This is a genomic window from Pseudomonas sp. H3_E07 (genome assembly GCF_054668895.1).
Genome location: NZ_CP162795.1, coordinates 4,706,639 through 4,718,864, shown reverse-complemented (window position 1 = coordinate 4,718,864; position 12,226 = coordinate 4,706,639). Strand labels below are relative to the sequence as shown.

At 59.7% G+C, this 12,226-nt stretch carries 13 protein-coding genes; 7 read left to right on the top strand and 6 right to left on the bottom strand.

Annotated features, from left to right (window positions below; translation table 11 throughout):
* Positions 1–23: 23 nt before the first annotated feature.
* Both AB4O08_RS21610 and AB4O08_RS21605 read right to left on the bottom strand, forming a co-directional pair.
* Entirely contained in the window at positions 24–1,541 is a 1,518-nt protein-coding gene (locus AB4O08_RS21610; protein WP_031290383.1) for an amino acid ABC transporter permease/ATP-binding protein, read from the bottom strand.
* A gap of 203 nt (positions 1,542–1,744) precedes the next feature.
* Positions 1,745–2,719 carry a LysR family transcriptional regulator gene (locus tag AB4O08_RS21605; protein ID WP_010208965.1) on the bottom strand — a complete coding sequence of 325 codons (975 nt, stop codon included), beginning with the start codon at positions 2,717–2,719 and terminating at the stop codon, positions 1,745–1,747.
* 183 nt (positions 2,720–2,902) lie between these two features.
* Between AB4O08_RS21605 and AB4O08_RS21600 the strand changes: the two genes are divergently transcribed.
* The 3 genes from AB4O08_RS21600 to AB4O08_RS21590 are packed head-to-tail and all read left to right on the top strand — an operon-like array spanning position 2,903 to position 5,060.
* On the top strand, positions 2,903–3,325 hold the full coding sequence (locus AB4O08_RS21600; RefSeq protein ID WP_010208964.1) for a RidA family protein: 423 nt from the start codon (positions 2,903–2,905) through the stop codon (positions 3,323–3,325).
* 17 nt (positions 3,326–3,342) lie between these two features.
* Positions 3,343–3,789, top strand: a complete 447-nt coding sequence (locus AB4O08_RS21595) for a type II 3-dehydroquinate dehydratase (RefSeq protein WP_010208963.1) — start codon at positions 3,343–3,345, stop codon at positions 3,787–3,789.
* A gap of 20 nt (positions 3,790–3,809) precedes the next feature.
* A complete protein-coding gene (locus AB4O08_RS21590) occupies positions 3,810–5,060 on the top strand; it encodes a flavin-containing monooxygenase (RefSeq protein WP_236267580.1) in 1,251 nt (416 codons plus the stop codon).
* A gap of 73 nt (positions 5,061–5,133) precedes the next feature.
* On the opposite strand, the gene msrA is transcribed toward AB4O08_RS21590, so the two are convergent.
* A complete protein-coding gene (msrA, locus tag AB4O08_RS21585; protein ID WP_047540541.1) occupies positions 5,134–5,640 on the bottom strand; it encodes a peptide-methionine (S)-S-oxide reductase MsrA in 507 nt (168 codons plus the stop codon).
* Between the two features lie 129 nt (positions 5,641–5,769).
* On the opposite strand from msrA, the gene AB4O08_RS21580 reads away from it, so the two are divergent.
* The 3 genes from AB4O08_RS21580 to AB4O08_RS21570 are packed head-to-tail and all read left to right on the top strand — an operon-like array spanning position 5,770 to position 8,754.
* Positions 5,770–6,807, top strand: coding sequence for an alpha/beta hydrolase family protein (locus AB4O08_RS21580; protein ID WP_460114337.1), 1,038 nt, complete (start codon positions 5,770–5,772; stop codon positions 6,805–6,807).
* Positions 6,808–6,834: 27 nt separating this feature from the next.
* Positions 6,835–7,353: a DUF2569 domain-containing protein gene (locus AB4O08_RS21575; RefSeq protein WP_010208957.1), complete on the top strand. Its 519-nt coding sequence runs from the start codon at positions 6,835–6,837 to the stop codon at positions 7,351–7,353.
* Between the two features lie 6 nt (positions 7,354–7,359).
* On the top strand, positions 7,360–8,754 hold the full coding sequence (locus tag AB4O08_RS21570; protein ID WP_010208955.1) for an aminotransferase-like domain-containing protein: 1,395 nt from the start codon (positions 7,360–7,362) through the stop codon (positions 8,752–8,754).
* On the opposite strand, the gene panB is transcribed toward AB4O08_RS21570, so the two are convergent.
* A complete protein-coding gene (gene panB, locus AB4O08_RS21565) occupies positions 8,742–9,557 on the bottom strand; it encodes a 3-methyl-2-oxobutanoate hydroxymethyltransferase (protein ID WP_010208954.1) in 816 nt (271 codons plus the stop codon). The two genes, AB4O08_RS21570 and panB, sit on opposite strands and share 13 nt — an antisense overlap.
* 138 nt (positions 9,558–9,695) lie before the next feature.
* On the opposite strand from panB, the gene AB4O08_RS21560 reads away from it, so the two are divergent.
* Positions 9,696–9,857 carry a DUF2986 domain-containing protein gene (locus AB4O08_RS21560; RefSeq protein WP_010208953.1) on the top strand — a complete coding sequence of 54 codons (162 nt, stop codon included), beginning with the start codon at positions 9,696–9,698 and terminating at the stop codon, positions 9,855–9,857.
* A gap of 1 nt (position 9,858) precedes the next feature.
* On the opposite strand, the gene AB4O08_RS21555 is transcribed toward AB4O08_RS21560, so the two are convergent.
* A complete protein-coding gene (locus tag AB4O08_RS21555) occupies positions 9,859–11,070 on the bottom strand; it encodes a YeeE/YedE family protein (protein ID WP_069672425.1) in 1,212 nt (403 codons plus the stop codon).
* A 132-nt stretch (positions 11,071–11,202) separates the two neighbouring features.
* Positions 11,203–12,162, bottom strand: a complete 960-nt coding sequence (locus AB4O08_RS21550; RefSeq protein WP_042571822.1) for a hypothetical protein — start codon at positions 12,160–12,162, stop codon at positions 11,203–11,205.
* Positions 12,163–12,226 lie beyond the last annotated feature (64 nt).

Below are 12,226 nucleotides of genomic sequence, written 5' to 3'. Positions count from 1 at the left end.
GTGTGTCCTGAACGTTGAGGGGGTCACGCCAACGAGACGTCCTTGAGGAACGCCTCCACGCGTGGGTTGTGTCCGCTGCGCAGGGCGCCCGGCGTGTCGTCGCAGACCACGCGGCCCTTCTCCATGAATACGATGCGGTCGGATACCTTGAAGGCGAAGTTCATCTCGTGGGTGACGATCACCATGGTGATGCCCTCCTCGGCCAGGGCTTCGATGACTTGCAGCACTTCGTTGACCTTCTCCGGGTCGAGCGCCGAGGTGGGCTCGTCGAACAGCATGATCTGCGGGCGCATCATCAAGGCACGGGCAATGGCCACGCGTTGCTGCTGGCCGCCGGACAGCTGGTGCGGGTACTTCCAGGCGTGGTCGAGCATGCCGACCTTGTGCAGCAGTGCGTAGGCCTGCTGCTTGAGTTCGGCGGTCGCGCCCAGGCGATGGTATTTCGGCGCCATCAGCAGGTTGTCGAGCACGGTCAGATGCGGGAACAGGTTGAAGCTCTGGAACACCATGCCGATGTTCAGGCGATGCTCGGCGTGCTCGATGTACTGGGGTTTCTGCGCGCCGACTTTATTCAAGTGAATGAACGGCTGGCCGTTGATCCTGATTTCGCCGTTGTCCAGTTGTTCAAGGCCGTTGAGCAGGCGGATCAACGTAGTCTTGCCGGAGCCGGACGGGCCGATCACCGACACCACTTCACCGGGCTGTATTTGCAGGTTGACCGAGCCCAGCACCTCGATATCGTTGTAGGCCTTGTGCAACCGCGCAGCTTGCAACGCGGGCTCGCCGTGGGTGGCCGGACGCGCCAAGGCTGTGCGCTGCTGACTGGCCAGGGCCAGCACCGCCGCATCGGGAACACGGGAGACGTTGCGCTCGTTGACGTCGAGAAAGCGCTCCAGGCGTTTGAGCAGGAAGTCGAACACCGTGACGATAAACACGTAGAAGAACGCCACCGCCGCCATGGTCTCGATCACCAGGAAGTTCTGCGAATACAGGCGCTGGCCGACCATCAGGATTTCAGTCAGGGAAATCACCGACACCAGGGAGGTGAGCTTGACGATGGAAATGTATTCGTTGGCCAGCGATGGCAAGGCCACCCGCAGTGCCTGGGGAATCACCACGCGCCATTGGGTGCCGAAAAACTTCAGGCCCAGCGCCCGCGCTGCTTCGGCCTGCCCTTTGGGAATCGACAGCAGTCCACCGCGATGGATCTCAGCCACGTAGGCGGTTTCGCAGATCACCAGCGCCAGCAGGCCGGACCAGAAAGGGTCGGCCAGGATCGCCGAGGTGCCGGGCAACGCTTGCGGCAGGTTGTAGATAAAAATCAACAACACCAGCAGCGGCAGGCTGCGGAACAGCCAGATATAGCCGCGGGCCGGCACACTGAGCAGGCCATGCCTGGACTGCTTGGCCAGCGCCAGCAGAAAGCCCAGGCCAATGCTCAAGACCCAGGTCAGGGTACTGAGCTTGATCACCGTCCACGTCGCCCGCCAGAACTCGGCATCGCCCAGCAAACCAAACATGTAATTCCAGTCGAATGTCATCGTCGCTGTGCCCTGAGAAATTGATCTACATCGATGGGTTCAGAGTCGTGGGGGGAGGCACTTGGGGTCAATTCGTAAAAGCCGGGGCACTGGGTAGGCAGAACCTATGCAGCGACATTACAGTGATAAGCCGGCTTGCCCCGCGCCAGCGCGGGGCAAGCCCGCTCACCACCAGGTGATAGGTGCCCCTTTGTGGAGCATCCTCAATTCACACCGGTCAGCGTCCGCACCGCATGGGGGTCGAAAAAGCTCGGCGGCGCCATGCCGGGGATGTACTGGTCGGACACGAACATGCGGCAACGCTCGGCAAACGCCGACACCACGCGCGACAGCTGAGTGTTGCTGGCCGTGGCGTAGCCCAGGCGCATCGGCCGGTGTGCGCCGGCCAGTCGCAGGCGGATCACGCGCTTGCCGTCCTGGGACAGGTTCGATTTGGGTCGCGCATTCGCAAAGGAATAGCCGATGCCATTGCCCACCATGGCACGCACCGTTTCGAGGTTGGTGGAGCGCATGATGATGTTCGGCGTAGTGCCGGCCTGGATGAACAGGCTGAGGAAATAGTCGCGGCTCCACGGAGTGTCGAGCAGCACCACCGGGTAAGCCTCAAGGTCTTGCATGCTGACGGCCGGTGAATTCGCCAGCGGGTGATACTCGCCGACCATCACGTACGGCGGCAGCTGCGCCAGGGGTTGAAAGTCGATGTCCGCACTGGTCACCAAGTCGTAGGTCAGGGCGATATCCAGCTCACCGCTGCGCAGTTTTTCCAGCAGCTCTTCATGGTTACCCTCAGCTTGCGTCAGCCGCACGCCTGGAAACGCCCGGCCGAAACCAAACACCAGTTCCGGCGTGATCATCGGCGCCAGCGACTCCAGGCAGCCGACTCGCAACGGCCCACGCACGGTGTTCAAGGACTCCGAAGCGATGGTGTAAAGGTTGGTCATCTGCTCCAGGATCAGCTTGGCTTCCTGCATCACCAGGCGCCCCACCGCCGTGAGGGAAATGCCCTGGGCGTGGTGGCGGATAAACAGTTGAATGCCCAGCTCGGCCTCCATATGGGTGATCGCCGCCGAGATCGATGGCGACGACACGTGGATGCGTTCAGCGGCCGCACTGATGCTGCCCGCCTCTCCCGACGCGACGAAATACTCCAGTTGACGCTGAGTAATACGACTGAGCATCACGCCTGCCCTCTCAACAATGACTGTAGGGGAAGCGTTGCAGGGTTCGTGCCGGGTCACGCGCCAGGCGATGAGTTGCAGGGGCTTCGGTTTTTCCTAAGCACTACCCCGCGCAAATGCTGGTTTCGCCGGAGTCAGGGCGGTGTGAAGCTGGCGTCATCCCGTTTCCCACGAGTTGCCGTTATGCCGACCCACACTCGCATCCGCATGTTCAACACCCGACAGACCTACCCTAACCAGGCGCTGGACAACGACCTGTGCCAGGCCGTGCGTGCCGGCAACACCATCTATGTGCGCGGCCAGATCGGTACCGACTTCGACGGTAACCTCGTCGGCCTCGGCGATCCACGCGCCCAGGCCGAGCAAGCGATGAAGAACGTCAAGCAACTGCTAGAAGAGGCGGGTTCTGATCTGTCGCACATCGTGAAGACCACCACCTACCTGATCGACCCGCGCTACCGCGAGCCGGTGTACCAGGAAGTCGGCAAGTGGCTCAAAGGCGTATTCCCGATCTCGACCGGGCTGGTGATCTCGGGCCTGGGCCAGCCGGAGTGGTTGATGGAAATCGACGTGATCGCGGTGGTGCCGGATGACTGGCAGCCCTGAATGACCTGGAGTACGCCATGACCCACCCTGTGTTTTTCCTCAACGGGCCCAACGCCAATCTCTATGGCCTGGACAAAGCCGGCACCTACGGCAGCGAAAGCTTTGCCAGCATCCAAGCCCGCTGCCAAGACCTCGCCGCGACCCTGGGCCTGACCCTGGATTTTCGTCAGAGCAACCATGAAGGCGTGCTGGTGGACTGGATTCAAGAGGCACGATTGAACGCCGACGCCATCGTGATCAACGCCGCCGGGCTCAGCTACAGCTCGGTGCCGATCCTCGATGCGCTGCTGGCCTTCGACGGTCCGATCATCGAAACGCACATGAGCAATATCTGGAAGCGCGAACGCTTCCGGCACCACTCCTACGTGTCCAAAGCCGCCACCGGTGTGATCGCCGGGCTGGGGGCGCTGGGTTACCAACTGGCACTCACGGCCGTGGCCGAATTGCTGGACCAAACCGCCTAATGACTGTGCAGGAACCGCCTATGTCCGTCGAAAAAATCAACACTCTGGTCGTCGGCGCAGGCCAGGCCGGCGTCGCCATGAGCGAACACCTATCGCTGATGGGCGTGCCGCATATCGTGCTGGAACGCCACCGCATCGCCGAACGCTGGCGTTCGGAGCGCTGGGACTCCCTGGTCGCTAACGGGCCGGCCTGGCATGACCGGTTTCCCGGCCTCACATTCGAAGGCATTTCGCCGGAAGCCTTCCCCCCCAAAGAGCGTATGGCCGACTACTTTGAAGCCTACGTGGACAAATTGCAGGCCCCCGTGCGCACCGGCGTCGAGGTGCAGCAGGTAGAGCGTCATGTGGGACGACCCGGCTTCAAAGTGACCACATCGGCCGGCGTGATCGAAGCCGCCAATGTGGTCGCCGCCACCGGCCCGTTCCAGCGCCCGTCCATCCCGAACATCGTCCCGACCAACGCACCGCTGCATCAACTGCACTCTTGCACCTACAAGAACCCCGGCCAACTCCCCGAAGGCGCAGTACTGGTCGTCGGCGCCGGCGCCTCCGGCTCGCAAATCGCCGAAGAACTGCAAAAGGCCGGCAAGACCGTGTACCTCTCGGTGGGCGAACACTACCGCCCTCCCCGCGCCTATCGCGGTCGCGATTACTGCTGGTGGCTGGGTGCGTTGGGCCTATGGGATGAAGTCAAAATCCAGCCGAAGAAGAAGCACGTCGCCTTTGCGGTCAGCGGTTACGAAGGCGGTAAGACGGTCGACTTCCGCCGCCTGGCGCACCAAGGGATTCATCTGGTGGGCGTCACCGAGAATTGGAAAGACGGCGTCATGACCTTCCAACCCGGCTTGGCCGAGAACGTGGCTCAAGGGGATCGCGCCTACTTTGACGTGCTGCGCGATGCGGATGCCTATATCGAGGCGAACGGGTTGCCGTTTCCCCCGGAACCGCAGGCCTGGGAGTTATTGCCAGATCCTGAGTGTTTGATGAATCCGATGTTGAGCCTGGACCTGGCAGAAGCGGGCGTGACCACGATCCTCTGGGCCACTGGCTTCACGTTCGATTTCAGCTGGTTGAAGGTCGATGCATTCGATGAGAAAGGCGAGCCGTTCCACAAGCGCGGGATCTCCGCGCAGAGCGGGATTTACTTCCTGGGCCTGCCGAATTTGGTGAACCGCGCATCGTCGTTTATCTATGGGGTTTGGCACGATGCGAAATACCTGGCGGACCATATCGTGTTGCAGAACGAGTACATGGCGTACGACAAGTCCTGATCCCTGACGACGGCTCGGTTTTTTTGCGATCTATCGGTGTTGTGTCAACACAAGCCCGTGTGCCCCTGCCCTTTCAGCCGCGCTTCGGCAACGTCCAGTTCGGCCGGATAAAGTGGCAGGTATACCCGTTGGGAATCCGCTCCAGATAATCCTGGTGCTCCGGCTCTGCCTCCCAAAACGGCCCCGCCGGCGCAATCTCCGTCACCACCCGCCCCGGCCACAATGTCGAGGCATCCACATCCGCCACCGTATCCTCGGCCACATCCCGTTGCTGCTCGCTCAGGTAATAAATTGCCGAACGATAGCTCGGCCCAAGATCATTGCCCTGCCGGTTGGGTGTGCTCGGGTCATGGATCTGGAAAAAGAACTCCAGAATCTGCCGGTAGCTGATCACCGCCGGGTCAAACACGATCTCGATCGCTTCCGCATGGTTGCCATGGTTGCGATAGGTGGCATTCGGCACATCGCCGCCGGTATAGCCGACGCGGGTGTGCAGCACGCCGGGGTAGCGGCGCAACAGGTCTTGCATCCCCCAGAAGCAGCCGCCGGCGAGGATCGCGGTTTCGGTTGAGTGGGTCATGGTGTGTTCTTCCGCGCAATGGATACACGCTAGTTATGGGGCTGTGTTGGCAAATACCAAGGGTAAGGGGTACCCAGACGATTGGTTTCGGGTAATGATGCGCCACCAGAATCAAGGACGATAACAACAATGAAAACCGCGTTGCGTACGCTGCTGCTCTGCCTGGCCACTCCCGCCCTCGCGGCCGAGAGCCCCGTCGGCTTCAGGACCGCCACCCTGCCCGACGCGCAGAGCAGCCGCCCGTTGGAGATGGTCGTCTGGTATCCCGCGGCAACCACCGCCAAACCCGTGCTGATCGCCGACAACGCCGTCTTCATCGGCGCCCTCGCTGTGCCCGATGAAACGCCGGCTGCCGGTGAACACCCGCTGATCGTGCTCTCCCACGGCTACGGCGGCAATTGGGGCAAACAGGTGTGGCTGGCCAGTGCCTTGGCGCACAACGGTTACGTGGTGGCGGCGGTGAATCACCCCGGCACCACCACCAAAGATCGCAGCCCGCAGACCGCCGCTCAGTTATGGAAACGCCCGGCTGACCTGAGCCGCGCCATCGATGCGGTCCTGGCCCAGCCCAAGCAATTTGGCGCGGTGGCGGAACACCGGATTGCCGTAGTAGGCCACTCCCTCGGCGGCTGGACCGCGTTGGAGATTGCCGGCGCACGCTTCGATCCCGACCTGTTCACGAAGGAATGCAACGCACACCCGAAGCTCGGCGGCTGCATTGGCTACCACGAGATGAACCCCGCCGGCACAGCCGAAGGCAAAGCCCAGTTGGCCGCGGACTTGAGCGACAAACGCGTCACCGCCATTGTGTCTTTGGACCTGGGCCTCGCGCGCGGCTTCACCGACGCCAGCCTGGCCGCACTTCCCGTACCGGCGCTGGTGATTGCGGGCGGCGTGCCAACGGAGGATATGGACCCGAACCTGGAGTCCGCCGCCTTGGTCAAGCGCCTGCCAAAAGCCTCGACCCAATACGTGGAGATCGGCGATGCCACTCACTTCACGTTCATGTCGATCTGCAAGCCGGGCGGGATGGAGTTGATTGAAGAAAGTTCACCTGGGGACGGCATGATTTGCCGGGATGGTGAAGGGGCTCGGCCCAGGGCAGAAATCCAACAACAGGTGGTAGGCCTGATCACTGCGTTCCTGCAGCAATCGTTCAACCATTGATCAACTGAGTCACCCATGGAGAGCAACATGCAAGAAAGCGAAGCGTTGAGAGGGTTACGAGGCTGGCTCGTGCTCATTGTAATAGGCCTGGTCATCTCGATTTCCCGCACGGCCTATAGCCTTCTCGCGGTGCATTACCCTCTTTTTGCAGATGGCACTTTTACCGTGCTGTCTACGCCTGGGACGACGCTGTACAACCCGTTGTGGGCGCCGATTTTGGTGTCGGAAGCGCTGATTAATGGGTTGTTTGTCGCCACCTACGCCTACCTCATTTACCTTTTCATCTCCGAGCACTATCTATTCCCCAAGGTTTATATCGCGACGGTGATTGCGTCGGCGGTGTTCATTCCCCTCGATGCCTGGGTGTGCTCACTGGTGTTCGTAGATGAACCCATTTTCGACTCCAACACGACAAAAGAGCTGGCACGGACATTGATTACCTTGTTCATCTGGGTGCCTTACATGCTGGTATCCAAACGGGTAAAGGCAACGTTTGTCATGCATAAGCCGCAGAGAGCGGACGCGCACACGGCCGTTATCTCTTGAGCGTGCATGGCTAACCCCAAGGACACCGCCTTCGCCTATCAATCGGTGTATCGCTACCTCGTCGAGTTGATCGAGGCCAGCTCAGCGCAAGGCGAGCAAAAACTACCGTCCCTGCGCCAATTGGCGCAGCGCCTCGGCGTGTCGGTGTCGACCACCAAATACGCCTATTCGTTGCTGGAGGATGAGGGACGGGTCTACGCCCGGCCCAAGCTCGGTTATTTCACGCGGTTGATACCCGCGCCTTTATCGACTGAACGCTCATCCAACCTGCTCGACCAGGTCTTCGCCAACTCCCGCCAACCGGGCATGCTAGCCCTGAGCGCCGACGTCCCGGCCATCCTGCTATCGCTGGAAAACCCGCTGCTGATGATCGAGCGCGAACTGGCCCGCCACTACCCGCGTGCCCTTACACCGCAGTACCTGCCCTACGGCGAGCCCGAGCTGCGCGCAGCGTTGGCCGAGCGCTACACCTGTTCCACGGACCACTATTGGCAGGCCGGTCAGGTGTACATCGGCGCGGACCTGCACAGCGTGCTGGAGCTGTCGCTTAACGCCCTGGACCTGGCCGGCACCGTGGCGTTGGTGGAATCACCGTGTTCGTGGGCGATCCTGCGCCAGTTGCAGGCGGCGAACATCCGTGTGATCGAACTGCACCTGGACGCCGACGGCCGCTTCGACCTGCACGCCCTGAATGAACGGCTCGAACATGAGCCCATCCGCCTGGCGGTACTGTCATCCACCGTGAACATTCCCCACGGCAGCCGCATGCCGAGCGAAGATAAACAGCAGATCTGCCGGTGGCTGGCGGAACGGGACATCTGGTTGTTCGAAAACGACACCTACGGCGACTTGTATTTCGCGACCCAACCGGCGCGCTACCGCGACTTTGCCGACCCACAGAGGCTGCTGGTGTTCTCGACCTTCGATAAGGTGATCGGCTCGGAGGCACCCTACGGTTATGTGTTGTGCCGTGGGTGTGGGCCGCAGTTGCAGCGTATGTTCCTGGAGCGGGCGTTTCGCCTCTCACCGATCCGTCAGAAAGCGATCGCCAAGCTGTTCACTTCCAAGCGCATCGACGCGCACCTGCACAAGCTGCGGGCCTTGTTGCACGACTGCATGATCCGCATGAAAAACCTGCTGGACCAATACGCCAGGGGTGCCTTTGAGGTCATGACTCCACAAGGCGGGGCGTGCTTCTGGCTTGCGGCGATGTGCCCGGTCGACATGCGCCGGGTGTTCGAACACCTGCTGGTCGAGCGCATCGTCATCGCCCCCGGTGAACTGTTCAGCCAGCAAGGCAGCTGGAAACAGCACCTGCGCCTGAGCTTCACCCTCGATTGGAGCAAGGATATCGCCCAGGCCGTGGAGCAGTTGTCGCAGGCGATTCGTCAGAGTCCGTAGCAGTGCCGCGCCTCTGGGAACCGGCCGTGACGTACCTCTTCGGCGAACCGCTCGCAGGCGTCGCGGATCACTGCCCCCACATCCGCATACTGTTTGACGAAGCGCGGCAGGTGTTCACCGCCCAGGCCCAGCACATCTTCAGTGACCAGCACCTGGCCGTCGCAGGCCGGTGAAGCACCGATGCCGATGGTCGGCATTTTCGAGTCGAGGGTAATCTGACGCGCCACACCTTCAGCCACCCCTTCAAGCAACAGGCTGAAGGCACCCGCCTGCAGATTGGCGCGCGCGTCTTCGGCAATCCGCGCGCCGGCCTCAGCGGTGAGGCCCTGGGCCTTGAAGCCGCCCATCACGTTGACGAATTGCGGCATCAGCCCCACATGAGCCATTACCGGAATACCCCGCGCCACCAGGAATTCGACGGTGCCGGCCAAGGCCTGGTTGGCCTCCAGCTTGACGGCATCGCAGCCGGTGCGCGCCAGTACCTGGGCGCAATTGCGAAAGGCCTGCTCATTGGATTCCTGATAACTGCCAAACGGCATGTCGGCAATGACACACGCCAGCCGGGTGCTATCGACCACAGCGCGGGTGTGGCCGATGATTTCTTCAAGCTGCATGCTCAAGGTCGAGGGCCGGCCATAGCCGACCATCGCCGTGGAATCACCGACCAGGATGAAATCGACCACGGGGTCGATCAACTTGGCGATGGCACTGGAGTAGGCCGTCAGGGAGACGATCTTCTGCTGGCCTTTCATGGCGACCAGTTGCGGGACTGTCAGACGTTTGGTGCGGGTGTGGATGCTCATCCGTGTCTTCCGTTATGCGCTGGAGCACCCGATTATTGGCGAAAGGCCAGGCGATTCAATGCACAGATCGGCGCTAAAAAGCGACCCAGTGAACGAAACTGGTATCATCCCGGCCCTGTACAACCCGGGTAGAACGACATGAACCGCCAGAAAAAACTCCAGCAGCTCTTCAAGGAAAAAGCCAAGAAGGCCAACGCCAAATTGGCGCCGAAGAAAAAGGACAAGTACATCAGCAAAGCGGACCGGGAAAAGCTGGCGGCTGAAGCGGCTCAGGCGCCAGACAACGCCCCGGAAAACTGATTCAGCAACCGCTCAACGCCACCTGCGGTCGCTCACCCGCAAAGAACAACGGCCGCAGCCGTACACCCACGCTGTTGCCGATAAACGCCGCCACCAACCATACCCAGCCATGCAGGCTGCCCGAGGCGATGCCGCTGAAATACGCGCCGATGTTGCAGCCGTAGGCCAGGCGCGAGCCGTAACCGAGCAGCAGGCCGCCGATCACCGCCGCCACCAGAGAGCGCGTTGGAATCTTCAGGCTGGGGGCGAAACGCCCGGCCAGGCCGGCGGCCAACAGGGCACCGAGGACGATGCCGATGTCCATTACGCTAGTGATGTCCTCCCACACCGGCGCAGCAAGCGCCTTGGCGTTGCCCGGCATCTGCCAGAACGCCCAACTGGCCACGTCCACCCCCAGGCCGCTGGCGACTTTGGCCCCCCACAAGGCAAACGCCGAGGTAATGCCCCAAGGCCGACCTGCCAGTGCCAGGGTGGTGTAGTTGAGCAAGGCCAGGCCGATTGCGCCCCACACCAACGGCCACGGGCCGCGCAGGAAGCGGTGCAGGCCTTGATGCTCACTTTTAACGCCCTCCTCCAATTGACCATGACGGCCCTTCTCCAGGCGCACGGTCACCAGCGCAATGATCGCGAACACCGCCAGGCTCAAGCCCATCGCCGGCACTACGCCGAAGATCTTGACGATGGACACCGCCGGGAATGACGGCAGCGCAAACCACCAGTCCACGTGGTGCGTGGCGATCAGCGAACCACAGATAAAGAAGAACAACGTCACCAGCATGCGCGCATTACCGCCGCCCACGGTGAACAGCGTGCCCGACGCACACCCGCCGCCCAACTGCATGCCGATACCAAAGATGAACGCCCCGAACACCACCGAAAGCCCGGCCGGCGCCACCAGCCCGACCACCGGCTGCCCGAACAAACTGCCGGCCCCCAACGCCGGGAAGAACAACAGCACCGCGATCGCCAGCATCACCATCTGCGCACGCAAACCGGCGCCACGGCGATCATTGATGAACACGCGCCAGGCCGAGGTGAACCCGAAGGCGGCGTGGTAGAGCGTCAAGCCCAGTGCCGCGCCGACCACCAGCAACAGCACCTGGCGTGAGCCGACGCTGTTTTGCAGGAACAGGGCGCCCAGCACCAGGATGATAAAGGCCACCAACGGCGCGAGGGGCCTGCGCGCGGGGGTGAGAGGGAGAGAGGTGCTCATGGGGTATCCCGGTAGGTTTGAATGAGTTGATTGCCAGGGCGCTAGTATAAGCCCTAAGCCCTCCCCTCAAACAAAGCGGACTGCTGCCTATCAAAGCAACAGCCGCTTACCGTGATGCTCATGGGTGATTCTTCAGATTGGGTCTTCCCCATTCAACCATCTATTCAGTTGTTTAAGTGTAAGCGTGTCCAATCCCTTACTCTCAAAATCAATCCCAAACCCCTTTCTTTTTCTTGCGTAATTTTTAGATGAGCGCAGGTCACTAATGATAGTCTTCGCACTTTCATATCTAAGTCGTTGCTCAGCGCTTCCAATTCTTTCAAGAATTCCTCGACAGAGCTGTTCAGGATCAGGAAGAACAGGGAAAAGCATTCTCTTTTTTATTATTTTTATTTCGACAGACTTCATCACCTCTGCAACTAACGGCTCAGAACGACTCTTCGCCACATCCGTTTCCAATTGTTGTAAAAAATCGCAAACATGAAGACTTGACTTATAGGCAAAAAAATCTAAAACCAAGCCATATATATGAGTCACCACGACTAGCCAATCACGAACTGCAGAGTTCAACTCCATATGTAACGGAGACGCCAACTCTCTTTCTATTTTATTTTTCGCCTTAGCATCCTTCCCAAGCTCTTGTTTATTTATAAAAATGTAAGATACACCTTCAAAATCTGAAAAAATATCAATTGGAACAGAGCTAAAATGCTGACAGTAATTCCTTAAAACCTCAAAGATACGATAATTAAAATCCTCATCATAATAATAACCCAATATCAACCTTAACTGCCTATAGCGTCGTTTTTCATTCTTTTCATGGTGACGCTTTAAGATATCAATAAACAGCTTGTGCGCATTGAGAAGATTCAACAGCGAGTTTTGCACCCGAGTTCTTTTGGCAAAAATAGTTTGTGTATCAGTTGACGCAGTAAGATCTAATAACTCTGCCAAATCTGAAGTCAGCACCTGATGATTGCGCCAAACAGCGTCAGACAACGAATGAAAGAAAATATAATTTCGTATATCCCGATATTTCTCATCTTGCTCCATGAGCTTTATATTACAAGCGAGATTCAACTTTTCTTTCATCCAGCAAAACCCTTAAACGTTCACACGAGGTTAATAGCAGAGCCGTAGCCCTGCCCTCATTAAA

What these genes read in the sequence shown, in the direction of transcription:
- AB4O08_RS21590 (WP_236267580.1), top strand. Translation starts at nt 3,810, where the DNA reads ATGTCCGTCGAAAAAATCAACACTCTGGTCGTCGGCGCAGGCCAGGCC.
- AB4O08_RS21550 (WP_042571822.1), bottom strand. Translation starts at nt 12,162, where the DNA reads ATGAAAGAAAAGTTGAATCTCGCTTGTAATATAAAGCTCATGGAGCAA.
- AB4O08_RS21560 (WP_010208953.1), top strand. Translation starts at nt 9,696, where the DNA reads ATGAACCGCCAGAAAAAACTCCAGCAGCTCTTCAAGGAAAAAGCCAAG.
- msrA (WP_047540541.1), bottom strand. Translation starts at nt 5,640, where the DNA reads ATGACCCACTCAACCGAAACCGCGATCCTCGCCGGCGGCTGCTTCTGG.
- AB4O08_RS21595 (WP_010208963.1), top strand. Translation starts at nt 3,343, where the DNA reads ATGACCCACCCTGTGTTTTTCCTCAACGGGCCCAACGCCAATCTCTAT.
- AB4O08_RS21575 (WP_010208957.1), top strand. Translation starts at nt 6,835, where the DNA reads ATGCAAGAAAGCGAAGCGTTGAGAGGGTTACGAGGCTGGCTCGTGCTC.
- AB4O08_RS21555 (WP_069672425.1), bottom strand. Translation starts at nt 11,070, where the DNA reads ATGAGCACCTCTCTCCCTCTCACCCCCGCGCGCAGGCCCCTCGCGCCG.
- AB4O08_RS21600 (WP_010208964.1), top strand. Translation starts at nt 2,903, where the DNA reads ATGCCGACCCACACTCGCATCCGCATGTTCAACACCCGACAGACCTAC.
- AB4O08_RS21610 (WP_031290383.1), bottom strand. Translation starts at nt 1,541, where the DNA reads ATGACATTCGACTGGAATTACATGTTTGGTTTGCTGGGCGATGCCGAG.
- AB4O08_RS21605 (WP_010208965.1), bottom strand. Translation starts at nt 2,719, where the DNA reads ATGCTCAGTCGTATTACTCAGCGTCAACTGGAGTATTTCGTCGCGTCG.
- AB4O08_RS21580 (WP_460114337.1), top strand. Translation starts at nt 5,770, where the DNA reads ATGAAAACCGCGTTGCGTACGCTGCTGCTCTGCCTGGCCACTCCCGCC.
- AB4O08_RS21570 (WP_010208955.1), top strand. Translation starts at nt 7,360, where the DNA reads ATGGCTAACCCCAAGGACACCGCCTTCGCCTATCAATCGGTGTATCGC.
- panB (WP_010208954.1), bottom strand. Translation starts at nt 9,557, where the DNA reads ATGAGCATCCACACCCGCACCAAACGTCTGACAGTCCCGCAACTGGTC.